The 21,743-nt window shown below is 60.0% G+C and carries 21 protein-coding genes and 3 pseudogenes; 18 read left to right on the top strand and 6 right to left on the bottom strand.

Features of this window, described 5'->3' with window-relative positions; all coding sequences use genetic code 11:
• Window positions 1-135: 135 nt before the first annotated feature.
• Both V8P77_RS29900 and V8P77_RS29895 read left to right on the top strand, forming a co-directional pair.
• On the top strand, window positions 136-1,800 hold the full coding sequence (locus tag V8P77_RS29900; protein ID WP_335915794.1) for an arylsulfatase: 1,665 nt from the start codon (window positions 136-138) through the stop codon (window positions 1,798-1,800).
• 33 nt (window positions 1,801-1,833) lie between these two features.
• Window positions 1,834-2,778, top strand: coding sequence for a formylglycine-generating enzyme family protein (locus tag V8P77_RS29895; RefSeq protein WP_316029766.1), 945 nt, complete (start codon window positions 1,834-1,836; stop codon window positions 2,776-2,778).
• 34 nt (window positions 2,779-2,812) lie between these two features.
• Here V8P77_RS29895 and V8P77_RS29890 read toward each other — a convergent pair whose 3' ends face one another.
• On the bottom strand, window positions 2,813-3,253 hold the full coding sequence (locus tag V8P77_RS29890; protein WP_335915793.1) for a hypothetical protein: 441 nt from the start codon (window positions 3,251-3,253) through the stop codon (window positions 2,813-2,815).
• 354 nt (window positions 3,254-3,607) lie between these two features.
• Here V8P77_RS29890 and V8P77_RS29885 point away from each other — a divergent pair, with 354 nt between their 5' ends.
• Together V8P77_RS29885 and V8P77_RS29880 are read left to right on the top strand one after the other, a co-directional pair.
• Window positions 3,608-4,096 (top strand): SDR family NAD(P)-dependent oxidoreductase, encoded by a 489-nt coding sequence (locus V8P77_RS29885; RefSeq protein ID WP_335915791.1) that lies wholly within the window; start codon window positions 3,608-3,610, stop codon window positions 4,094-4,096.
• Window positions 4,097-4,264: 168 nt separating this feature from the next.
• A pseudogene (locus V8P77_RS29880) lies at window positions 4,265-4,426 on the top strand (FAD-dependent oxidoreductase); the annotation flags it as partial.
• Window positions 4,427-4,836: 410 nt separating this feature from the next.
• On the opposite strand, the gene V8P77_RS29875 reads toward V8P77_RS29880, so the two are convergent.
• From V8P77_RS29875 to V8P77_RS29860, 4 genes are all read right to left on the bottom strand, one after another.
• Window positions 4,837-5,277 carry a DUF302 domain-containing protein gene (locus V8P77_RS29875; RefSeq protein WP_316029772.1) on the bottom strand — a complete coding sequence of 147 codons (441 nt, stop codon included), beginning with the start codon at window positions 5,275-5,277 and terminating at the stop codon, window positions 4,837-4,839.
• Between the two features lie 141 nt (window positions 5,278-5,418).
• The gene (locus tag V8P77_RS29870; protein WP_335915790.1) at window positions 5,419-6,633 is read right to left on the bottom strand and encodes an MFS transporter; all 1,215 of its coding nucleotides are present in this window, start codon (window positions 6,631-6,633) and stop codon (window positions 5,419-5,421) included.
• Between the two features lie 88 nt (window positions 6,634-6,721).
• Complete coding sequence (locus V8P77_RS29865) at window positions 6,722-7,213, bottom strand: cupin domain-containing protein (RefSeq protein ID WP_335915789.1); 492 nt, start codon at window positions 7,211-7,213, stop codon at window positions 6,722-6,724.
• Window positions 7,214-7,405: 192 nt separating this feature from the next.
• A complete protein-coding gene (locus V8P77_RS29860) occupies window positions 7,406-8,302 on the bottom strand; it encodes a LysR family transcriptional regulator (RefSeq protein ID WP_335915864.1) in 897 nt (298 codons plus the stop codon).
• Window positions 8,303-8,480: 178 nt separating this feature from the next.
• Between V8P77_RS29860 and V8P77_RS29855 the strand changes: the two genes are divergently transcribed.
• The 12 genes from V8P77_RS29855 (at window position 8,481) to V8P77_RS29800 (ending at window position 18,463) form a co-directional block, all read left to right on the top strand.
• Window positions 8,481-9,311 (top strand): 3-hydroxybutyrate dehydrogenase, encoded by an 831-nt coding sequence (locus V8P77_RS29855; RefSeq protein WP_335915788.1) that lies wholly within the window; start codon window positions 8,481-8,483, stop codon window positions 9,309-9,311.
• A 31-nt stretch (window positions 9,312-9,342) separates the two neighbouring features.
• Window positions 9,343-10,422 carry a patatin-like phospholipase family protein gene (locus V8P77_RS29850; protein WP_163875371.1) on the top strand — a complete coding sequence of 360 codons (1,080 nt, stop codon included), beginning with the start codon at window positions 9,343-9,345 and terminating at the stop codon, window positions 10,420-10,422.
• Between the two features lie 244 nt (window positions 10,423-10,666).
• Entirely contained in the window at window positions 10,667-10,936 is a 270-nt protein-coding gene (locus V8P77_RS29845) for a BufA1 family periplasmic bufferin-type metallophore (RefSeq protein WP_163875367.1), read from the top strand.
• A 41-nt stretch (window positions 10,937-10,977) separates the two neighbouring features.
• Window positions 10,978-12,003: an MNIO family bufferin maturase gene (gene bufB / locus V8P77_RS29840; protein WP_335915787.1), complete on the top strand. Its 1,026-nt coding sequence runs from the start codon at window positions 10,978-10,980 to the stop codon at window positions 12,001-12,003.
• Window positions 11,993-12,778, top strand: a complete 786-nt coding sequence (locus V8P77_RS29835) for an HvfC/BufC family peptide modification chaperone (protein ID WP_335915786.1) — start codon at window positions 11,993-11,995, stop codon at window positions 12,776-12,778. The genes bufB and V8P77_RS29835 overlap by 11 nt, the downstream gene beginning before the upstream one ends.
• A 14-nt stretch (window positions 12,779-12,792) precedes the next feature.
• Window positions 12,793-13,266: a DoxX family protein gene (locus V8P77_RS29830; RefSeq protein WP_335915785.1), complete on the top strand. Its 474-nt coding sequence runs from the start codon at window positions 12,793-12,795 to the stop codon at window positions 13,264-13,266.
• Between the two features lie 3 nt (window positions 13,267-13,269).
• Entirely contained in the window at window positions 13,270-14,586 is a 1,317-nt protein-coding gene (locus V8P77_RS29825) for an NAD(P)/FAD-dependent oxidoreductase (RefSeq protein WP_335915784.1), read from the top strand.
• Window positions 14,576-16,438, top strand: a complete 1,863-nt coding sequence (locus V8P77_RS29820) for an adenylate/guanylate cyclase domain-containing protein (RefSeq protein ID WP_335915783.1) — start codon at window positions 14,576-14,578, stop codon at window positions 16,436-16,438. The genes V8P77_RS29825 and V8P77_RS29820 overlap by 11 nt, the downstream gene beginning before the upstream one ends.
• A 13-nt stretch (window positions 16,439-16,451) precedes the next feature.
• On the top strand, window positions 16,452-16,826 hold the full coding sequence (locus V8P77_RS29815) for a DUF3307 domain-containing protein (RefSeq protein ID WP_335915781.1): 375 nt from the start codon (window positions 16,452-16,454) through the stop codon (window positions 16,824-16,826).
• A gap of 367 nt (window positions 16,827-17,193) precedes the next feature.
• On the top strand, window positions 17,194-17,682 hold the full coding sequence (locus V8P77_RS29810; protein WP_335915780.1) for a VOC family protein: 489 nt from the start codon (window positions 17,194-17,196) through the stop codon (window positions 17,680-17,682).
• Window positions 17,679-17,900, top strand: a complete 222-nt coding sequence (locus V8P77_RS29805) for a DUF4287 domain-containing protein (RefSeq protein WP_335915778.1) — start codon at window positions 17,679-17,681, stop codon at window positions 17,898-17,900. Before V8P77_RS29810 ends, V8P77_RS29805 begins: the two co-directional genes overlap by 4 nt.
• A 26-nt stretch (window positions 17,901-17,926) precedes the next feature.
• Window positions 17,927-18,463, top strand: coding sequence for a GNAT family N-acetyltransferase (locus V8P77_RS29800; protein WP_335915777.1), 537 nt, complete (start codon window positions 17,927-17,929; stop codon window positions 18,461-18,463).
• 173 nt (window positions 18,464-18,636) lie between these two features.
• On the opposite strand, the gene V8P77_RS29795 is transcribed toward V8P77_RS29800, so the two are convergent.
• Window positions 18,637-20,637, bottom strand: a complete 2,001-nt coding sequence (locus tag V8P77_RS29795; RefSeq protein ID WP_335915775.1) for an AI-2E family transporter — start codon at window positions 20,635-20,637, stop codon at window positions 18,637-18,639.
• 261 nt (window positions 20,638-20,898) lie between these two features.
• On the opposite strand from V8P77_RS29795, the pseudogene V8P77_RS29790 reads away from it, so the two are divergent.
• Both V8P77_RS29790 and V8P77_RS29785 read left to right on the top strand, forming a co-directional pair.
• Window positions 20,899-21,437, top strand: a pseudogene (locus tag V8P77_RS29790) (dual specificity protein phosphatase family protein); the annotation flags it as partial.
• A pseudogene (locus tag V8P77_RS29785) lies at window positions 21,392-21,743 on the top strand (hypothetical protein); the annotation flags it as partial. The pseudogenes V8P77_RS29790 and V8P77_RS29785, both read left to right, overlap by 46 nt.

The raw sequence follows: 21,743 nt of genomic DNA, 5'->3' as shown, positions 1-21,743 counted from the left end.
CCACCTTTACGAGAAGGTTGTCCACGATAAAGGAGCGCGCTGTGAGTAAGATGCTTGGCAGACGAAACTTTGTTCAAAGCAGTGAAATGCACAGCATTGCCATACGGGAAGGTTCAAACAAGAGAGGGTAAGACGATGTTCAGCAGCATTCTCAGCACAGAGCCGCCGGCCGCCCAGGATTGGCACTCGCGATGGCGCGCCGGCTTGGTGGGCGCCACGGCGATGGTTTCGGCTGCCATGTGCGCGCCGGCCGCCGCGCAGGAACAACCGCCCAACATCCTCGTCATCATGGCCGACGACCTCGGTACCTGGAACCTCAGCGCCTATCACCGCGGGATGATGGGCGGCAGAACACCCAATATCGACCGCATTGCGAACGAGGGCGCGCTCTTTACGGACTACTACGCTCAGCAATCGTGCACCGCGGGCCGGGCTGCGTTCATCCTCGGGCAGACGCCATTTCGAACGGGTCTGCTCAAGGTCGGCCTGCCGGCCGCCAAGCAGGGTGTTCAGGACAAGGATCCGACGATCGCCGAGCTGCTCAAGCCCCTAGGCTATGCGACCGGCCAGATCGGGAAAAATCACCTCGGCGACCGCAACGAGTTCCTACCGACCGTGCACGGCTTCGACGAGTTCTACGGCATACTCTACCACCTGAACGCCATGGAGGAGCCGTACGACCACGCCTACCCCAAGGACGCCGCTTTCCGTGCACAGTTCGGTCCGCGCAACATCGTGGAAAGCAAGGCGACGGACCAGGACGATCCCACCGACGATCCGCGCTGGGGCAAGGTTGGCAAGCAGACGATCGCCGACGGCGGCCCGCTGCCGCCGCATCCCGGGATGGACCCTGCCGCCAAGGTCAGCATGGAGACCGTCGAACCCGAGCTGGTGCGCCGCTCGCTCGACTTCATGGACCGCGCAGTGAAGGACAAAAAGCCGTTCTTCCTCTGGCACAACAGCACGCGCATGCACGTATGGACGCATCTTTCGGACAAATGGGACGGAAAGAGCGGTCATGGCCTCTTCGCCGACGGCATGATGGAGCTCGACTGGGAGGTCGGCGAGCTGCTCAAGAAGCTGGACGACCTGAACATAGCCGACAACACGATCGTGCTCCTCACCAGCGACAACGGTGCCGAGGTATTCACTTGGCCGGACGGCGGCAACCAGCCGTTCAGGGGCGAAAAAGGTACCACCTTCGAGGGCGGCTTCCGCGTGCCGCTCGTGGTGCGCTGGCCCGACACCATCAAGCCCGGCACCATCGTCAACGAGATCATGGCGCACGAGGACTGGATGCCGACACTTGTCGCCGCTGCCGGCGATCCGAACGTCAAGGACAAGCTGCTGAAGGGCATGGAGGTGGGCGGCAAGACCTTCAAGAACCATCTCGACGGCTATAACTTCCTGCCTTACTTCAAGGGTGATGTCACAACGTCGCCACGGCGCGAGGTCTTCTATTTCACCGACAGTGGCGAGCTCAACGCCCTGCGCTACAACGACTGGAAGGTCAGCTTCAAGACGGTGGAAGGCAACCTCTTCAACGGCCACGAGGCAAGCACGAACGCGCCCCTCGTCACCAATCTGCGGCAGGACCCGTGGGAGCGCTACCAGTCGGAATCGATGCTGTATGGCAAGTGGTGGGGCGAGAAGATGTGGACCTTCCTTCCCGCCACCACGGTCGTCGGGCAGTTCCTCGAAACCTTCAAGGAATACCCGCCGAGCGCGCCTCCCTCGAACTTTGGCGTCGACAAGGCACTGGCGGCACTGGAACAGGGAGCCCGAGGGGCCGGAAAGTAGCAAGGCGTGCTAAGTCCCTCTCCACATCCCGGCATGGTCTGGATCCCAGACGGCACGTTCCTGATGGGTTCGGACAGCCATTATGCCGAAGAAGCGCCGGCGCACCGCGTGTGCGTCGACGGCTTCTGGATGGACGCTTCGACCGTGACCAATCGCGACTTCAAGCGCTTCGTCACCGCGACTGGTTACGTGACGCTGGCCGAGCGGCCGGCCAATCCGGACGACTATCCCGGCGCCAGACCCGAGATGCTCTCTCCGTCCTCGACCATGTTCAAGAAGCCGGCGGGGCAGGTGGACAAGAGCAACCACTACAACTGGTGGGTCTATGTGCCCGGTGCTAACTGGCGCCGTCCACGCGGGCCGGCGAGCGCGATCGCCAAGCTCATGGACCATCCGGTCGTCCACGTCGCCTATGAGGATGCCGAAGCCTACGCGAGATGGGCGGGCAAGGAACTGCCGACCGAGGCGGAATGGGAATTCGCCGCGCGCGGCGGGCTCGACGGCGCGGAATTCGTCTGGGGCGACGAGCTGACACCGGGTGGCAAACACATGGCGAACACCTGGCAGGGCGACTTTCCCTACCGCAATACGCTCGATGATGGCTTCGAATACACGGCCCCGGTCAGTTCCTTCCCGCCGAACGACTACGGCCTCTACGACATGGCGGGCAACGTCTGGCAATGGACCGCCGACTGGTACCAGGACCATGGCAAGATCGACAGCTCCTGCTGCACGGCTGCCAATCCGCGCGGAGCTGATCGCGATGCGAGCTACGATCCACGCCAGCCAGCGATCAGAATACCGCGCAAGGTCACCAAGGGTGGCTCGCATCTGTGTGCACCGAACTACTGCCGGCGATACCGGCCGGCGGCGCGCATGGCGCAGCCTGTCGAAACCTCGATTTCGCATCTCGGCTTCCGCTGCATCATCCGTGGCAACCGGGCTTCTCCGGACCCCGCATCGCACATAAAGGAGTGAACCATGAGCGTCGCTGAGAAAGTGAAGGAGGAAGTCAAAAAAGTCTGGGGCGACCACGCTCTTCTTTGCCACCTGCTTCCTCGCCATGATGGGCTTCAAGGCGCTCGTGCTGGCCGAATACAGAATCGCGTTTTTCGACTTTTCGGCGGCGTCCATCGGTGCGCTCATCGTCGCGAAGGTTGTGTTGATCCTGGAGAACGTCCCGCTGGGGTCCTGGATCGATCGACACTCCGGGATCGCGCGCGTTGTCGGGCGCACGGTTCTCTACGGCGTCGGTGTGTTCATTGTTCTCCTGCTCGAGAAGGCGTTCGAGGCCCGACATGAATATGGCGGCTTCACGAACGCTGTCGCTTAGGTGTTTGACCATCGCGATATCCACCACGTCTGGGCGAATGCGGCTAGCGTGACTGCCGCGATACTGGCCTTCAAGGTCCTTTTCGTCCTGCCTCGGCACATCGGCGACCGTGTCGAGCAAGCAAACGTCGCTGACGGGCAGCTCGGCCGTCCGGACGAGTATTTTGGACCGGTATCAGCTCGTCCCGAGGACCTCGGACAGGTCCGTGAGGTCGAGCTTTCTCCGGTCCGCATGTTCTACGACCTCGAAGCTAAGGTAAAGCCCGGTGATCGCGTCACACTGGTGCGCTTCGCAACTGTCTGCCCCCGCATCAGTTGCGCAGCACCTGGATACGGCTGAGGGACGGGGAGATGCTATCCTACTCCAGAGACTGGGCGCCGGGAGTGGACAGATGCTAGCCTCGATGTTTCAAGAGATCGAGGACCTTGGCGTTGTTCGGCTAATCGTCGCGGGATTTATCCTGCAATTTCGGCCTTGCACATCATCGGCATATGGACCCTGCTCGGCTCGATCGCCGCGATCGACTTCGATGACCTGCGGGCCGAGCGCAGCTACAAGCCGATGCGGGTCTATGGCCAGTCCAAGCTTGCTTGCATCATGTTCGCCTTCGAGATGAGCCGGCGCAGCAAGGCGGCGGGATGGGGCGTTCAAAACCTGGCGGCCCATCCGGGCATCACACGCACCAATCTGATTGTGAACGGCTCGGGGCGGTCGAGCCTGCCCGGAATGCTGCGCCGTTTCCTGTCTTTCCTGTTCCAACCGGCTTCGCAAGGCGCCTTGCCAACGCTCTACGCTGGGACCGATCCGATGGCACGGGACGGCGCGTACTATGGACCTGACGGAATGGGCAGAATGCGCGGATATCCCGTCGAGGAGACGCCCCCGAGGCAGGCGCTGAATAGCGGCGCGGCGGCGCGGCTCTGGGATATATCCTTGGAGATCACCGGCGCGAATTTCGCATAAACGCCGCGCGTGCCACTCCTTGTCCATGTGCCGTGCCCTATCCGGCTGCATCGGCGAGCGATGGCTGCGGGGTCACCGGATCCGCCGACGAGTTGTTCGGCTGAGGGAACTCGTCCATCAATATCATCGCTACAGCGGGAAACAGATAGAAGGGGTTTAGCCGATGATATCCGTTGGTCAGGAGAACGTCCGACGACGCCGTCTTCACAACCGATCATCTGCCCGTCTCGCCGAATTCTCGGATCATATTTGAACATCGGCCACGATATGCTCGGCTGGACTCTTGCTCTCGGCTCCGCCCGGCGGGTGGCCGATCTGATTGCTGCATAATGCGAGCGCAACGGTCTCACCTATATTCCAGATGCAGTGGAACAAAGGTCCTTTGGCACCAGACTTGCGAAAAAGTTTGAAAGTGCTCGCTCGCGAAAGCCTTGAAGAGTTGCTTCTGCTTCCGTGAAGAGCTGGAGAGCAAATATGCAAGCTCTTCCATCCTGATTGGCGATGCTGTCGCTACCGAGGATGAGGAGTGAGATCTTCAAATAACTGCAATCCAACGGAAGCGATCCGCGTTGTCCGAGAATTGGGAGTGCTCGTTGGTCCGTCGTTCAAGGCGGACATATCAGATAGTCTGCTATCGCCCCCAAGAGGAGAAATCTCGAGAGCCGGTGCAGAATTTGCGAGGATCGCTATCAATTTGGACAGTGGAGCTTGGGCGAGCGTCCCGCCCAAGCCGGGAGTATTCATTGGCGAACCGATGACGTGACGGACTCGATTACCTCGGTTGCCATCTTGAACTCCTCCTCGCGATTGCTGATACCATGGCGGCGAGCGATCCAGTCGAAGTCGTTGTAGGCGACATTCGCTGAGCCGTCCTTCGTCTGATAGACGAGCACGCGCACCGGCCAGTCCAGGCCGGAAGACGGGTTTGCCGTGATGAAGGTAGTGCCCAAAGCGGGATTTCCGAACAGGATCAGGTGAGACGGTCGGACCTTGTTGCCGGCGGCGTTTCCGAGCTTGGCCTGGTCGATGTCGTCGAACAACATAATGCCATTCTCAACAACGGCGGCCTTGATTCTCCTTACGGTCTCGCTGACCGAGTATCGGCTTTTGAGCGTGACGACGCCATCGCGTTTAGCGGCCTGCGCGACGCTGGCGGAGGTTACGCCGAGAGCGTCGGACATCAGCACGATGAATGCGAACAATACACCTATATATCTTGGCATTTCTTCATTCCTTTGATGGGGTGGAGGATACGTTGGCATTGTTGCAGGTGATGGTTTTGATGGATAATGCGGTTTGAGGCGCGGTTCGATGAGCCTGAATTATCTCCGGGACGGACCAGGTGTCGAGCTTATGGGTAGGGCGATTCCGATGGCCGCCAGCAGCGCGACGACGAGCACGCCGACGCAAGCTGGCCAGCCCATCTGATCATAGGTCTGCCCGAGTACGAGGCTTCCTGCGAGGCCCCCGGTGTAATAGAAGGCGAGGTAAATTCCGCTGGCGCCTGCCTTGTCCGTGACCGCGCGTCCGCCAACCACTCCGGTGGCGATCGCTTGGGCGAGAAATGTCCCTATTGCCACTAGCGCCAGTCCGGCCAACACCAGAGGCAAGCTGACACTCAGAAGTGCCGCGAGGCCGGCAATGGCGAGCCCAAGCGTCGAAATGATCCCGAGTTTTGCCCCTATCCGGACCGCAAGCTTGCCTGCCATCGGCGTGGTCAGCATCGACGGCAAGAATACCAGATAAACGAGGCCGAGCGTCATCGGCGACAAGCCGAGAGCCACGAGTTGGAAGTTCACATAGGTGAAGGTTCCGATGAAGACGAAAAGGATGAGGAAGCCGATTGCGAAGACGCGGCGCAGCTCACCATCGGCGAAATGATAAGTCCAGCCGCGCATGTTGAATGATCCGTCATCGCTGGTCTGCATCATCGCCGACGTCTTTTTGAGGGTGAGCCGCACAAGCAGTGCGCCCGCGATGTTGAGGGACGCAAAGGTGAAGAAGTTGATTTCAAGCCCGCCGAACCCGGCCACCACTGCGGAGAGGATGCGACCAAAGAAGTTGCTCGCGACATTGCCGGTCACATAGGCCGCCAACGCGCCTGGCGCCTGGATCGGCGAGAAGTGTTCCGAGAGATAGGCTATGGTCAGCGTGAAGGCTGCCGACATACAGAGGCCCTGGACGATACGGAGGATGGCAAAAACCGTCAGATCGTGGGTAAAGGCGAGAGCTGTCGTGGGAAGGGAAAGCAGCGCTAGGCTGATCCAGATACCGCTGCGGCGATCGATCCTGCGACCGAAGAAGGCTATGCCAAGGCCGGCGACGGCCATGCCGAAAGTACTGGCATTGACGGCAAAGCCCATGGCAGCGCGACTGACCTGGAATTTCTCGACAAGTGCGGGCAGGATCGCCTGGGCCGCGAAGAGATCTACCAATGTCAGGAAGGAAATCAGCGCGATGACGGCAAAGCGCCGACGATCGGTGTCGGCCCCGAGATTCGCGCGCGGCGGATTGAGGACATGCTCGAGGCCGGTCATGGCAATCGCTCCAACTGGTTGAATGAAGTGGTGCGGCATCTCCGATCCGGCGGGACCGGAGATGCCTTTCAGTGAGCCTGGGAGCAGCTCACATGGATTCGTGCTTTTGCGCTTCGGAGCTCAGGATGTCGGCGGAGTAGAGGACAGCCGGCTTGCTGCCATTGTTCTTCCACCAATGCGACAGCATTCCGAATTCGGCAGTCACGTCGCCGGCCTTGTGCTCGATCGGCACTTTGCAAGTGCTGCGGTATTCGGTGATCGAGCCCGAAACGATCAGGATGTTGGCTGGGCGAGCCTCATGCGAATGCCACGGCACGACGCCGCCAGGCTGCACGACGAGCTTGCGCATGCGTAGGGCACTGTTCTTCCAGGCATCGCCCTTGGAGGCGAGATCGATCGAGGAAATGACCTCGTCGGTCACGTTCTTCGGCATCATTTCGCCGGGTTGCATGCCGTTTTCGGCGACCTGATCAACCGGGCATTCGCCGGCATAGGCATAGCCGGTCGGGATGGCGGTGAAGGATGCGAGAGTGAGGACGGTGGCGAGTGTCATGCGCTTGGCATTGAGGTCGAATTTCATCAGAGTTCTCCTTGTTGAGCCCGGATGAAGCGTTCGCGCCGGGCATGACAAGGAGCATGGAGAGTTCGATGGCGAATGAGAAATGCCGCCTTATTCTCAATTCCATAGCCTGAAGCTATCGTGAAACGCAGGGCGTACGGACGCCCCGCATCACCAGGACACGGAGCACAAATCATTGCATTCGTTATGCTTTCAGTGCGAGCGGCTTGGCAGCGTGGCCCAACCGTAAGATTTGACCGCGCTGACGAAAGTCGAGACGGCGGGGGAGAAGCGGCGGCCAGTTACGGTTACAAGGCAGACTTCGCGGGTCACCTCCGGTTCGGCGACCGGCCGGACTTGCAGGCCAGGCACGACCGCGCTGTATTCCGGAATGAAACAGATACCGAGGCCACCGGCGACAAGATTCTGAATCCAATCCTCCCGTTCGCTCGAATAGGAGACGATCGTGTTCACGCCCTGGGCGTCGCAGAGATCTGTCAGGTAGTCCCAGTACTCGCAATTGACACGGCGAAGATAGATCTCGCCATCAATCGCGGCGATCGGAATGGCATCGTATTGACTGAGCCGGTGCCCCGACGGAAAGGCCAGCATGAACCGTTCCCGAAACAGCGGCGTCACATCGAAGCGTTCGGGAAAATTATCGGCGCTCGACATGATCGCGATATCGAGCTCGCCCTGTTCCAGCAAGCCCGACAACTTGGCCGGAATACCCTCGACGAGTTGGAGCTGGATGCCCTTGTGGCGCATGTTGAAGTCGGTGAGCAGGCCGGTAAAGCGCCGCGGTCCGATCGTGCACATGATGCCGACCTTGAGGTGCGCATCGTTGAGGCAGAGAAATCTTGACGCCTCGGTTTTGACGCCCAGAAGTTCGTCCTGCACTTGCTGGAAACGCGGACGCAATAGGTTGCCGAGATCGGTGATGTGGGTGAGGTTCCGTTCGCGGCGGAAAAGCAGCCCGCCCACCTCGTCCTCGAGCTGCTGAATGGCGCGGCTCAGCGCGGGCTGGGTGACATTGCAGTTCTGCGCCGCGCGCGTGAAGTTGCGCGTTTCGCAAACGGCCAGAAAATACCGGATGTGATGAATATCCATATCCGCTCCCCAATAACCCAAATGTATGCCAGTGCATCTATTCTGGTCCCGCGCGCTATCTTCCGCCAATGCCACTGAATTATCAATTCCATTAGCGAGCGGCATTTCTCTTTTGACTGCAGCCGCGCCATTTTGAACGGGAAGCTACACGTCGTGGCGCCTAAAAATGGAGAATGCGATGCTCAATCTGCTTGCTACAGAAACCGAATCCCTGGCTGGCCGGAAGATGCTCGAAGGTCGTACGGCGATCGTGACGGGCTCGACCAGCGGCATCGGCCTTGGCATTGCCCATGCGCTGGCAAGGGCGGGCGCCTCGATCATGCTCAATGGTTTCGGCGATCCGGCCGAGATTGAAACGTTGCGAGCCGAGATGGCCGAAGGCAACGATGTCGATGTCGCCTATGACAGCGCCGATATGTCGAAGCGCGACGCTATCCTGATGATGGTGGAGCGCGCTAAGGCCCGGTTCGGCCAGGTCGATATCATCGTCAACAATGCCGGCATCCAGCATGTTTCTCCCATAGGCGAATTTCCGCCCGAGAAGTGGGATGCGATCATGGCGATCAACTTGTCGGCCGCCTTTCATCTTGTCCAGGCCACTTTCGACGGCATGCGCGAGCGCGGTTATGGCCGCATCATCAATGTCGCCTCAGCTCACGGCCTTGTCGCCTCGCCCTTCAAGTCGGCCTATGTCGCAGCAAAGCACGGCATGGTGGGGTTCACCAAGTCGATTGCACTTGAGGGTGCCGAGTTCGGCGTGACGTCGAATGCAATCTGCCCCGGCTATGTCTGGACGCCGCTTGTCGAGCAGCAGATCGACGCGCAGGCGAAGTCGCATAACATCGCACGTGACGCAGTGATCCGCGACGTTTTTCTCAAGAACCAGCCGACCAAGCGTTTCGCAACCGTCGAGGAAATGGGCGCCCTCAGCGTCTTTCTCTGCTGCGATCTGGCGAGCTCCATCACCGGCACGGCCATTCCGGTCGACGGCGGGTGGACGGCGCATTGATCTCAACACGAACAAATCGGGAGTGAGGACCATGAACAAGCACGCAGGTGTGAAGAAAATAATCGCCGACAGCGCGGTTGTCGCCTCCTCTGAGCGAGAGCCGCGGACGCTCAATCTGGCGCTCCAGGGCGGAGGCGCGCATGGCGCCTTCACTTGGGGTGTGCTCGATCGGCTGCTCGACGAGCCGAACCTGTCGTTGGAAGGTGTCGTCGCAACCAGCGCCGGCGCAATGAATGCCGCGGTATTGGCCTATGGCCTGGCCGAAGGCGGGCGGAGCGGGGCGCAGACCGCGCTCGCCAATTTCTGGCGGCGCGTCAGCCATGCGTCGGCGTCCGGGCCTCTGCAGCCGACGATCTTCGACAGGGTGACCGGATCTCGGGCGCTGGAATTCTCGCCGGCCTTCATGATGTTCGACATGGTGACGCGGCTGATGTCGCCCTACCAGTTCAACCCTTTCAATTTCAACCCGCTCCGGCAGATCTTGGAGCAATCGGTCGACATGGATGCGATCCGGATGGCGCGCTGCCCGGTGAAGCTCAGCATCTGCGCCACCAATGTCCGGACCGGCAAGGTCAAGGTGTTCGGCAATGACGAGCTCTCGATCGATGCCATCATGGCTTCGGCCTGTCTGCCTTTCCTGTTTCAGGCGGTCGAGATCGACGGCGAGTCCTACTGGGATGGCGGCTATATGGGCAATCCGGCGATCTTTCCGCTGATCTATGGCTGCGACACGCCGGATGTGCTGGTCGTCCATATCAATCCGATCGAGCGTGCCGAGGTGCCACACACCGCCTCCGAGATACTCAATCGCATCAACGAGATCAGTTTCAATTCGTCGCTGCTGCGGGAAATGCGGGCGGTGGCTTTCGTCACCGATTTGATTGATGCATCTCCGGAAAGTACCGGCAATCTCAAGCGCATCTTCGTGCACGGCATCTCCGATGACGAGACGATGAAGAGCCTTTCCGTGTCGAGCAAGCTCAATGCCGATTGGGGGGCGTTGGTCGATCTGCGCGACCGCGGCCGGGAATGCGCCGACATGTGGCTGCTGGCCAACTACCAGGACATCGGCAAGCGCTCGACAGTCGACATTCGCGAACGATATCTCTGATTTTCCAAGGATTTCCTTCCGCGCCGCCGGTTCCGGTCCGCTCCCTCCCTCGCTGCATGCCACTTCCTCCCCCCGGTCCCCCCGGGGGGGTATTTTTTGTCTTCTCGCCAGCCGCCGCCGCGCATAGCGCCAGTCTATGAAAACCATGCCGCAACAGCATTTCAAACATCACCGGCAATGCGGGAAAGTAATTCCAGTCAAGCCGGAAACCGGTTTGATCCAACCTCAACCAGGAGACATTTCCATGAACTCGACCTGCATCCTCATCGGTTCCGCCCTTGCTGCCATCACCTCCATGGCAGCCTCCAGCGCCTTTGCCGGCCCGGCTGCACAGCCCGAATTCTCGTTCGAGAAGTGCTACGGCGTCGTCAAGGCCGGCCTCAACGATTGCCAGACGGCCACCCATTCCTGCGCCGGCACCTCGACGGCCGACAACCAGGGTGATGCCTGGGTCTACGTGCCGGCCGGCACCTGCGCCAAGATTTCCGGCGGCGCGATCGAACCCAAGGCCTGAGGCCTCCCAAGCTTCATTCAACCCATATGAAGGAGTGACCAATGTCCAAGATATTTCCCAATCTTCCAGTACCGGATGCCGCGGGCATTGGTCTGCGCTCCCCGCATATTTCCGATATGCTCTCCCGCCGGCCTTCGGCGGGATGGCTGGAGGTCCATGCTGAAAACTACATGGGCGATTCCGCCGCCGTCGATGCTTTGGAAAACTTGCGCGAGACCTATCCGCTGTCGGTGCACGGCGTCGGTCTCTCGCTCGGCAGCGCCTCGGGCCTTGATCGGGACCATCTGGAACGGTTGCGGAGCGTGTGCATCCGGTTTCAGCCAGCATTGGTCTCGGAACATCTGGCCTGGAGCGTTGCCGACGGCGCCTATCTCAACGATCTCCTGCCGCTCCGGTATGACGACGGTGCGCTCGATATCGTTGCGGCCAATGTCGACCAGTTGCAGGACAGGCTGCAACGCCGCGTCTTCATCGAAAATCTGTCAGCCTATATCGCCTTCGCCAATTCGACGATGACCGAGGCGCAATTCCTCGCCGAGCTCGTCAAGCGTACCGGATGCGGCCTCCTGCTCGACGTCAACAATGTCTATGTCTCGGCCTGCAATCTCGATTTCGACGCCAAGGCCTTCATCGACGACCTGCCCGCCGATGCCATCGGCGAAATCCATCTCGCCGGCCATGCGGTCAACGAGGTCGAGGGCGACATCGTGCTGATCGACGATCATGGCTCCCGCGTGCCGCCGGCCGTCTGGTCGCTCTATGCGCATGTGCTGCGCAAGATCGGCCCACGCCCGACGCTGATCGAATGGGACACCGAAGTTCCCGCGCTCGATGTGCTGCTCGGCGAAGCAATGTGGGCCGACATGATGGCCGCCTCGATCGGTTTCGAGAAGCGTGGTGCGCCGCAGATCGCCCAGCAGCGGGACCGCAGGTTCCACGGCATCGAGCTGTTCTCCACGAACAATCTCGCACGCGGCGCCATGCCTGCGATCTCGGCCTTGACGACGATCACCCCATCGGTTTTCGCGAGCAACTCCGTCACGCGGAGGGCGCGTCATGCTGTCTGAACTCGAACTGCAGCATGCCGTCGCGGATTCTATCCTTAACCGTGGAGGGCCGGATCTCGGCCCCTCATTCGATACTGGCGGCCGCTTCGATCCCACGCGCCGCTTCAACATCTACCGCAACAACACATTCGCATCGCTGAGTGCCACGCTCGTGTCGGTCTTCCCTGTTGGCGTCAGCCTGATTGGAGAGCGGTATTTCCGCCATATCGCCGCGAGCTTCATTCGCGTGAGCCCGCCGTCCGAAGCGCGGTTGGTACGCTATGGCAGCGACTTCGCCGATTTCCTCGGCCGCCTCGAAGACCTCAAGCCTATGCCCTTCATCGCCGATACGGCGCGGCTTGAATGGTTGATCGCCGAGGCGCTCGACGCGCCGGCGCTGCAGCCTGCGAATATGGCGGAACTCTCCCGGGGTGGCGGAGGCACCATGCCCAACCTGATCCTCCAGCCGTCTTTGCGACTGCTCTTTTGCCGCTGGCCGGCGCTCGACATCTGGTCGGCCCACCAGGCAAGCGGCGATCTCGAACAGCTTGGCGGCATCAGAAGGCAACCGCAGCGGATCGCCTTGTGGCGGAACCGGGACAGCGTTCGCTTTCTCCGCCTCAACGGTGCCCATTACGCCTTTCTGCAGGTGCTGAAGAGCGGCCGCGGACTTGAACATGCCGTCAAGAAAGCTGCCGCGCGCGATCCGAATTTCGACCTCGTCGCCTCGCTCGGCGGTCTCTTTGCCGACGGACTCGTTACGCGCGTCCGCCACCAACCTGCAAACATCAACTGACAAGGAATGGATCGATGACCATGATGACCCCGACATCCATGCCCGAACGAGGCGGTTTCGCCGGCCTTTATTCGCAGGCGCTCCGACTGGCCTCATCCGTGCCGCTTTCGGCGGTGCAGTTCGTCGCGCGGCTGGCCGTTGCGAACGTGTTCTGGCAATCGTCGCAGAGCAAGCTCGCCTCCTGGCCCGTCACGGTCCAGCTCTTCGCCTTCGAATACCGCCTGCCGGTGCTCGATCCCGGTGTCGCGGCCCTGCTCGCCACGGCCGCCGAACTGTCGGGTGCAATCCTGATCTTTTTCGGCCTCTTCTCGCGTCTCGCGGCACTGATGCTGCTTGGGGTCGTGGCGACGATCCAGATCTTCGTCTATCCCACCCATTGGGGCGAACATCTGACCTGGGCGGCTCTGCTGCTGCTGATTTTCGCGCGAGGCGCGGGCGTCATTTCGCTCGACCATCTCGCCGGCCGCTTTTTCTCGCGGGAGCGCTGAGCCATGCGGATCGAAGCCGAGGGCGCAATGACGGGCGGTGCGCCGAACATGATCCGCCCAATGCCCGGGAATGACCGCCCACGCGTAGTCATTCTCGGTGCCGGCTTCGGCGGGCTTGCCGCAGCCGTGGCGCTCAAGAGCATCCCGGTCGATATCACCGTTATCGACCGTCGCAATTATCACCTCTTCCAGCCGCTGCTCTACCAGGTGGCGACTGCAGGCCTATCCCCCGCTCAAGTCGCGATGCCGATCCGCCGCATCCTGTCGCGCCAGAAGAATGTGACTGTATTGATGCAAAGGGTCGAGCGGATCGAGAAAGCCATGCAGGTTGTTCACACCGCCGAGCGCTCTATCCCCTACGACTATCTTGTTGTCGCGACCGGCGCCCGTCATGCCTATTTCGGCCATGAGGAGTGGGCCGAAAGCGCGCCGGGCCTGAAGACGATCGGCGACGCGACTGAGATCCGTGCCCGGATTCTCTCCGCTTTCGAACGCGCCGAAGTCACTGAGGATGATCAACGGCGCGAGGCGTTACTGACCTTCGTTGTGGTCGGCGGCGGCCCGACAGGCGTCGAAATGGCCGGTGCAATTGCCGAACTTGCCCGCAAGGTCGTGGTTCGCGACTTCCGTCACATCAATGTCGCTTCGGCACGGGTCGTCCTGGTCGAAGCTGGCAACCGTATCCTGCCCACTATGCCGGCCTGCCTTTCGGCAAAGGCGCAGCGTCAGCTTGAAGGCCTGGGCGTCGAAGTGCTTTCCACCGCTGCCGTCAACCATTGCGATGCCGGAGGCGTCACGCTCGCCGACGGCCGCCGCATCGGCTCGACATGCGTGCTTTGGGCCGCAGGGGTCATGGCATCCAAAGCGGCCAAATGGCTCGGGGCCGCGGCCGACCGCGCCGGCCGCACGGTGGTCGACGAACGGCTGAATGTCCCCGGCCACGACAACATCTTCGTCATCGGCGATACCGCTGCGGTGAAGAGCGAGGATGGCCGCCCTGTGCCAGGCACAGCGCCGGCCGCCAAGCAGATGGGCGAGCATGCTGCGCATGCCATCCGGGCGCTCATCGCGGGCAATCCGGTCGAGCCATTCCGCTACCGGCATTTCGGTAATCTCGCCACGATCGGCCGCAAGGCGGCGGTCGCCGATTTCGGACGGATCAGGCTGTCCGGGTTTTCGGCCTGGCTGGTCTGGAACCTCGCCCATCTCTGGTTCCTCGTCGGTTTCCACAATCGCCTCGTGGTTTTCATGGATTGGGGTCTGGCCTATCTTCGCTATGAGCGCAGCGCCCGACTCATCACCGACCGCCATGAGCGCTGATTTCCTTCCCCGCGTGAAGATGGGCCGCGCAGTCACCATACTGCTGCTGCTTGCCGTCATCTCGACCGCTGTCTTCGTACATCTGATCTGGCAACGTACCGCGAGCGCCAATGTGGAAAAAGTCGTGGCGGCTCTGGATGCGCAGAGCACTGGGGCCGTCCGCAACGAACTCGCCTCGCAACTCGCACTCGTTTCGAGCACCGCGGAAATAGTCCGCTCCGTCTTCTTCCAGGGCGCCATCAAGCCCGACGACGAGGTCAAGCGGGAGTTCTTATTTCTCTCGTTGCTGCGAGAGCAGCCGGCGATCGCCTGGATTGGGTTCGGTTTCACCGATGGTCGCTTCTTCGGCTCACATGCCGCCTCCGATGGCCGGATCGAGATGGTCGAAATCGGCAAAGCCGCGCCCGGCGAACCTCGCACGCTGCGCCGTGACCGACACAAGCCCATCCCCGGCGACATATTCTTCGAAGAGCGTGTCAAGAGCGAGAGCGCCTATGTGACGGAAGGCTCGTCCTGGTATCGCAAGGGTAGGGACAGCAGAGATCCGTCCTGGACTGTTGTCGATATCCTGCCCAGCGGCTTTGAGCCGTCGATCGTGCTTTCCAAGCGTGTCGAGGCCTTCGGTCGGCTCGAAGGCGTCGTCATGGTGGCCGTCAGCCTGCGGAAATTGTCACTGACGCTGCAGGATCTCAATATCCCCTCAGAGAGCAAAGTCTATGTGCTCGCTAAGGACGATGTGGTTCTCGCGACATCAGAGCCGTCAGACGGCGTCATGGCCGCCCATCTCGCTGATTTTCCAAAGGCCGATGCGCTTTCCGCCGCCGTCGCGTCAGCACGCAAGGCCAATCCTCGTAGTGCCTTCCGCACACTTCAGCAGAGCGACGCGATCGGCCCGGTCTTTATTTCGTCCAACACGCTGCCGTTCGAGGATTGGCGGTTGCTGACGGCCATTCCGCGCTCCACCTTTGCCGGCGATATCGACGAGAACACCAAGCGCGTGCTCTTCATCATTGCGGGAATCGCGCTGCTCGCCGCCGTCACGGCCATTGTTTTCGCTCGCCTGCTCTTCGCCCGGCCGCTTGCCCGGCTTGCCCAGCAATTGCACGCGGTCGAACGCTTTGAACTCGGTGCAGTCAGCCACACGCCTACGATGCTGGCTGAACTCAACGACTTTTCGGTGACGCTGAAACGGATGTCGTCAGGGCTATCGGCCTTCGCTCGCTTCATGCCACTGGATGTGGTTCGGCCACTGGTCGATGGCGGCATAGAGCCCAAGCCCGGCGGCAAGCTCACCGACATCACTGTCCTGTTCGCCGACCTTCCTGGCTTCACCGAGATGACAGAGGAACTCGGCGCCGGTGTCGAGCCGCACCTCACCCGCTTCCTCACGCTTTCCATCGCCGCGATCCACGCCGAGGGCGGCACCGTTGACAAGTTCATTGGTGACGCCGTCATGGCTATCTGGAACGCGCCGAACGACGAGCCCGATCATGCACTGCGTGCCTGCCGTGCCGCCGCCGCCATCCGTGATGCGATGCATGCCATGCCGCCGCTGGCACCCCACCACGACACGGTGAGGGTCAGGATCGGCATCAACAGCGGCACGGCTCTCGTCGGCAATATCGGCTCGGCCGAACGCTTGAGCTATACCGCGATCGGCGATGCCGTGAATCTCGCGAGCCGTCTCGTCGGCGTCGCGAAAGACAATGGCGTAGAGATCGTGCTGAGTGGCGAGACGTTGGAGCGAACCTGCAATCAGGTCGATACGCGCTCGCTGGGCGAAGCGATGGTGCGCGGCAAGTCGCAACCGGTGCCAATTTTCACCTTGGAGAGGAAATCAGCCCCGACTTGAGGGAGGAGGCAGCATGGAGAGTGCATTTTCACTCATAAGCCTGCTGGCTTGGCTACAGGCGAAGCACTTCGCGGCTGACTATCTACTGCAACCGGGCTGGGTCCTTCGTGGCAAGGGCGATCTCCATCATCCAGGTGGCTATGCCCATGCAGCGATCCACGTGGCCGGCAGCATTCCGGGGCTCTTGCTATTCGGATTGGATGCCAAGACGGTCACGCTCCTGGCGGTGGCAGAATTTCTGATCCACTACCTGATTGACCACGTGAAGGCGGTACATTCGCACCTCTACCCGGTTGCCATGACGACCCGAGCCTACTGGGCCTCACACGGAGCGGATCAACTGCTGCATCACCTTACCTACACTGGAATTCTGGTTGTGGCGACTTGAGAGGTCATCCGGCTTCCGCTCACGCATGCAATCGCCTGTCCGCGCTTCGTCCGAAGTGGACGCAGGCTCGACTTCGCCGGGAGAAATGAACCATTCGACCGACCAAAGGCGATGAGGCAGCCCATCTTGAGCGCCAACGACGACTGCACAAGCAAAGCCGAGATGTCGAAACGGAGAATTCATGGCAGTCCTCTTCGCAAAGCGGCCGAGGTTGCCTGTCGGCCCGAGGGTTCGGCCTGCCAAAACGCGACGGGTTAAAAAAGAGCAGCGATTTTGATCATGATGTCGGATCGGTGGAGGCTGGTGCGTCATCGTATCATCAGGTCGGGCTCTCGATCTGAAGGACAACGATCAGGAGGACGACGCGATGTTTAAGAACACCATTTGTCTATGGTACAACAACGACGCTGAGGAAGCCGCCCGCTTTTATGCCGATACCTTCCCAGACAGCAAGATCGGAGCCATCATCCGCGCGCCCGGCAAATACCCCGACGGAGACGAGGGAGACGTGTTGGTCGTCGAGTTCACGGTGGCAGGTGTCGCGTGCATCGGATTGAATGGCGGCGGCCCCACATTCAAGCACAGCGAAGCCTTCTCATTCCAGATCAGTACTGAGGATCAGGAAGAAACAGATCGCTATTGGAACGCCATCGTCGGCAATGGCGGTCAGGAAAGCGAATGCGGCTGGTGCAAGGATAAGTGGGGAGTATCCTGGCAGATCACACCTCGCATTCTAATGGACGCGCTTGCAGCAGGTGGCGAACAAGCAAAGCGCGCGTTCGACGCAATGATGACGATGAGGAAAATCGACGTGGCAGTAATCGATGCGGCACGAAAAGGGGATGACGCGCGATGACCACCGAGAAGATCAAAGGACCTGCTTCCTATTTCCCATCAATCGAGAAGAAATACGGCCGTCCTATCGACGACTGGCAAGCGCTCGTGCGAAAGCACTATCCTGCGAAGCACATGGAACTTGTCGGCATATTGAAGAGTGAACACGGAATGGGCCACGGGCATGCAAATGCGATCGTGGCGCACACTCTCGCGGAAGACAAGGATGCGGTCTCTTAACGGAGTGCGGTGCGAGGCGCAACGTCTTGTCTGCTTTCGGCCCTAAGCGGACGAACAGCCGCAACGATCGACTAGACAACCGCCATCCATTGACGCATTCTCGCGCGATGATTGCAATCCTAGAAACCCTCTCGGCCGAGCCGACTGCAGATCAGCTTGACCACCTCCTTAAACCGCTGGTGGCCTTCAATAGCCGCCACACCGCGACCATAGCGGAATGGCCTCATCTTGGTATAGTTTTGAGGCAACCCGAGACTGCGGAGATCGTCGGCGGCCTGTACGCGTTCGATGAACTCAATTGGCTATTCGTCAAGTATTTAGTTGTGCCTGAGGCACTCCGAGGAAAGGGTTTTGGCGGTCAATTAATGGGAGAGGCGGAGCGCATTGCCCGCGAACGGGGATATCTGGGCATCTTCCTAGACACCTACGACTTCCAAGCAAAACCGTTCTACCTAAAGCTTGGTTATGAGCAGTTTGGGGAACTCGAAGGGGACGACCGTACACCTGGACGGTTTTTCCTTAGAAAGGTGCTTTCTGCGGAAAACCAGAGACTAGGTGTTTAGTCCCGGCATTTGATGGTGCATTATTTTCCTTAGAATGGAGGGAGGCACTATGGGCCAGGTTCTACACGGGAGCGCCACAACGACAGAGGCAATCCGTCGAGCAATACAAAATAGTGAAGAGAATACGTAAACCAGAACTTCTTGTCTCATCACATCTGGTTTCGGGTCCCCGGCTAAATCCCGGACCGCGCCGCGGTTATGCCTGTCTTGCTCTGGGATCGCCTGGTCCGAATCTTGCGCGCCGGCGTCACCAGTGATGCCGGTGCATTGGCGAGTGCCTCGCAGGCAGCGGAGGTCAAGGTGGTGGCGACGAAATCCGCCTCCCGAAGCGCAAGCGGTTGCCTTTCCTCCTGGTTTTCCACCCAAAGGACCGCGCCGACGCGGATGGCCGGGTATATGCGCTTGAACCGACGAATAAGTATGCTGGCGTGCCTTGCCGAGTCCTCGTTGAGGAAGCAAACCACGATGGCATTCGATTGTTTCGGAATGAGGCTCATGGCGCGACGATTGGGGATGTCAGAATGCCTTGCTGCAACCACCTCGGCTCCCTGCACCTGAAGAACTTGAGCGAGCATCGCAGCCGACGCGTCGTCGAGCGGGCCCCTGCCTCCGACGCAAAAGACGGTCTTGCCGCGTCCGTCAGGCAGTTCGCCGTCATCCCCATTCCCTTCCTTGGGGCGAGTGCTGGGCCGACCTGCGGCTTCCTTCTCCTTCTGTTCTTCTTCTTCTTTTTCCTCCTCTTCCTCTTCTTCCTGCGCAATTTCCCCAAGGTTCGAGACCAGCGTGATGGCGGTCCCGAACACCTGTTCCATCTGCTCCGCGGTCAAGACACCTCGACGCCTATCTTTCTCCGCGAGTAGAAGGGCGGGAATGGCAACCTTTCCGTAGTAATGCTCCAGATAATCCTCCTCAAGGAACTCCTCAGCGTAATCGGTCGCCTCGTCCGGATCGCCGGCAAGAAGCCGCTGGTACAACCGCTCCTTGGGATCGAGCACCGGGTCACTACCAAAAACCACCTCGAGGAATTCGAACTGCGGGACGTACCGCCCCAGCACTGCAAGACACACGGTCAACGGCGTGGACAGTACAAGACCGACTGGCCCCCACAGCCATGCCCAAAAAATCGCCGCGACGATGATTGCCAGCGGAGAGAGTCCGGTACGAGAACCATAAAGCCAGGGCTCGATGACGTTATTGCTGGTCAATTCTAGCACGACGAAGATGGCTGCAACCCAGAGAACAAGGCTCCAGCCGGGGTCGACCGCAAAGGCCAGGAACAGCGGCAGAACTGTCGCGATTACAGGCCCGATATAGGGGACAAATCGCAGGATGATGGCCAGCATCCCCCAGAGCGCTGGATTTGGAATGCCAAGAGCCCACAGTCCGAGCGCCAATGGAACGCCGTAAGCGCAGTTCACGACCAACTGCATAAGAAGATACCGCGCGACGCGGCTTCCCGCCTCCTGGATGGCTTCTGTTGTGCGATGCAGATCCCCATAGCCAACGAGCCGGATAAAGCGGTCGCGAAGCTCTTCCCGCTCTAACAGCATGAATATCACGACGACGATGATCAAACCCAAAGAGGCGATAGGGCCAAGCAGAGGACCAATCAGGCTGGTAAGCGTGTCAATCGGTCTGCTAGGCGCGAATATTTCGACGAGCACGGGCTCCCTTGGTCTTGATCCGGTACCTGGAGCAAGTGGGCGCTCCTCGGCGTTGCTGAGCTCACGACCGACGCTCTCAACGACGGAGGTCAGGCGCCGCACAATACCGCTATCCGTTCCACTTTCCTGGAGAGACCGAATTTTTGCTATGATGTTATCCTGGTAAGCCGGAAGGTTCTGGGCGACTTCGGAAACGTGACCCGCTACCACAAGCCCGAACAGGACGAGGACAAGGAAAGCGAGCACGACAGTGACTATGACCGCCGGAATACGGGGCAGGCCCAGCTTTCGAAGACGCGAGGAGATGGGAGCCAATGCGAAAGTCAACAGGACTGCGATTGCTAGAGGAAGAAGTACTTCCTTGGCGAAATACAGAATAGCAATAACAGCGAGTACACTCGCGAAGGCAGGCATGCGTGAAGGGGAGGATGGCGAGGTCGAATAGACGCGATGGGGGCCGAGGTCATTTTCCAATTCCGCCTCCGTGATCTTGGCGTTGTTCGAAGACATTGATGTGTCAGTCGCTCTCGCCAAGTCTTTGCAATTAGTGCGCAGTGTGGCCTCGGCAACGTTGTGACCCTCACTTGACGGCCTTTAGGGCATGGTGTGCGGAGGTGATCGCACGGGCAATAAGCCGCAACAAATGTCAAGATGAGAACTGCCGGTTTCTTTCACGTTAGTTGACCTCGTCTAGATTTGTTCCTTGGCCATGTGGGGAATGTGCGCGAGCGAGTTGCCGAGAGGGTTGGGTTAGAGGCGCCAGTATCTGCCATCCTCCTTCGCCGAAACGGCATCACGACGGTGGTTAACTGCGCCGTCAACCTCGACTTCAATTTCGTGCAGCAGGACAAGATCGTCTCGGATCATGAGGGCAGCATCTATGGACCGGGGAAGATTCGCCACTACAAGGTGGGTCTGATAGACGGCGTCGGAAATCCAGATACCCAGATGGTTGCCGCCCACTATATCCTTCGTGCCGCCCTTGAACAGATCCTGCCTGACAAACCGTCCTATCCGCCTCGCGAACGTGGCAGCGTTCTCGTCAATTGTCGTGGTGGCCGTTCTCGTTCAGTCGCAGTCGTAGCGCTCTTCCTGCACCTTACGTTGCCAAATAAGTTTTCAACACTGGACGACGCGATCGATTTCGTTCGTCGAAAGCGTGAGTTGCTCTCGACGAATATTTTAAGGCGCCCAAGCCAGTTCTCGCAGAAGCCGCCCGGCAGGCGGCTGGGTGGATACGACGATTGACGACGCAAAGTAGGCTTTGTCTGCCAAGGGCAATAGCTCCAATGCGGTATCGATCGGCATGACACTGACACGGCAAACTTCGGTCGTCCAACCCAAGAACTTGCGCGATCTGAAGAACATGATCGCGGCACGGGTGGTCGTTTTCAACGGGCAGTCGGAACGCGTCATTCGTATCGCGCTCGAAAAACCGGAGTTGATTGCCTTCGGGACGTTACAATCGCCTCCGAATGTTCGGTTGCCCCGACGACATAGTCAGGGTGGCCCGCCTCGCCGGGTTTGCAAACATCGCGGATTTCAAGACAATGTATCGGATACACCTGAGGAGCATTGGGTCTGGGGCGGAGAGCCAGCGCCCGAGCCCTACCTAG

The sequence above is a fragment of the Rhizobium aouanii genome (genome assembly GCF_037002925.1).
GTDB lineage: Bacteria > Pseudomonadota > Alphaproteobacteria > Rhizobiales > Rhizobiaceae > Rhizobium > Rhizobium aouanii.
The sequence above is the reverse complement of the archived record's forward strand: the minus strand, read 5'-3'. Positions and strand labels throughout refer to the sequence as shown.

Coding starts and splice junctions, on each gene's coding strand:
- V8P77_RS29825 (WP_335915784.1), top strand. CDS start 13,270: ATGCGGATCGAAGCCGAGGGCGCAATGACGGGCGGTGCGCCGAACATG.
- V8P77_RS29815 (WP_335915781.1), top strand. CDS start 16,452: ATGGAGAGTGCATTTTCACTCATAAGCCTGCTGGCTTGGCTACAGGCG.
- V8P77_RS29795 (WP_335915775.1), bottom strand. CDS start 20,637: ATGTCTTCGAACAACGCCAAGATCACGGAGGCGGAATTGGAAAATGAC.
- V8P77_RS29855 (WP_335915788.1), top strand. CDS start 8,481: ATGCTCAATCTGCTTGCTACAGAAACCGAATCCCTGGCTGGCCGGAAG.
- V8P77_RS29810 (WP_335915780.1), top strand. CDS start 17,194: ATGTTTAAGAACACCATTTGTCTATGGTACAACAACGACGCTGAGGAA.
- V8P77_RS29870 (WP_335915790.1), bottom strand. CDS start 6,633: ATGACCGGCCTCGAGCATGTCCTCAATCCGCCGCGCGCGAATCTCGGG.
- V8P77_RS29805 (WP_335915778.1), top strand. CDS start 17,679: ATGACCACCGAGAAGATCAAAGGACCTGCTTCCTATTTCCCATCAATC.
- V8P77_RS29865 (WP_335915789.1), bottom strand. CDS start 7,213: ATGAAATTCGACCTCAATGCCAAGCGCATGACACTCGCCACCGTCCTC.
- V8P77_RS29820 (WP_335915783.1), top strand. CDS start 14,576: ATGAGCGCTGATTTCCTTCCCCGCGTGAAGATGGGCCGCGCAGTCACC.
- V8P77_RS29900 (WP_335915794.1), top strand. CDS start 136: ATGTTCAGCAGCATTCTCAGCACAGAGCCGCCGGCCGCCCAGGATTGG.
- bufB (WP_335915787.1), top strand. CDS start 10,978: ATGTCCAAGATATTTCCCAATCTTCCAGTACCGGATGCCGCGGGCATT.
- V8P77_RS29875 (WP_316029772.1), bottom strand. CDS start 5,277: ATGTCCGACGCTCTCGGCGTAACCTCCGCCAGCGTCGCGCAGGCCGCT.
- V8P77_RS29895 (WP_316029766.1), top strand. CDS start 1,834: ATGGTCTGGATCCCAGACGGCACGTTCCTGATGGGTTCGGACAGCCAT.
- V8P77_RS29845 (WP_163875367.1), top strand. CDS start 10,667: ATGAACTCGACCTGCATCCTCATCGGTTCCGCCCTTGCTGCCATCACC.
- V8P77_RS29830 (WP_335915785.1), top strand. CDS start 12,793: ATGACCATGATGACCCCGACATCCATGCCCGAACGAGGCGGTTTCGCC.
- V8P77_RS29850 (WP_163875371.1), top strand. CDS start 9,343: ATGAACAAGCACGCAGGTGTGAAGAAAATAATCGCCGACAGCGCGGTT.
- V8P77_RS29835 (WP_335915786.1), top strand. CDS start 11,993: ATGCTGTCTGAACTCGAACTGCAGCATGCCGTCGCGGATTCTATCCTT.
- V8P77_RS29860 (WP_335915864.1), bottom strand. CDS start 8,302: ATGGATATTCATCACATCCGGTATTTTCTGGCCGTTTGCGAAACGCGC.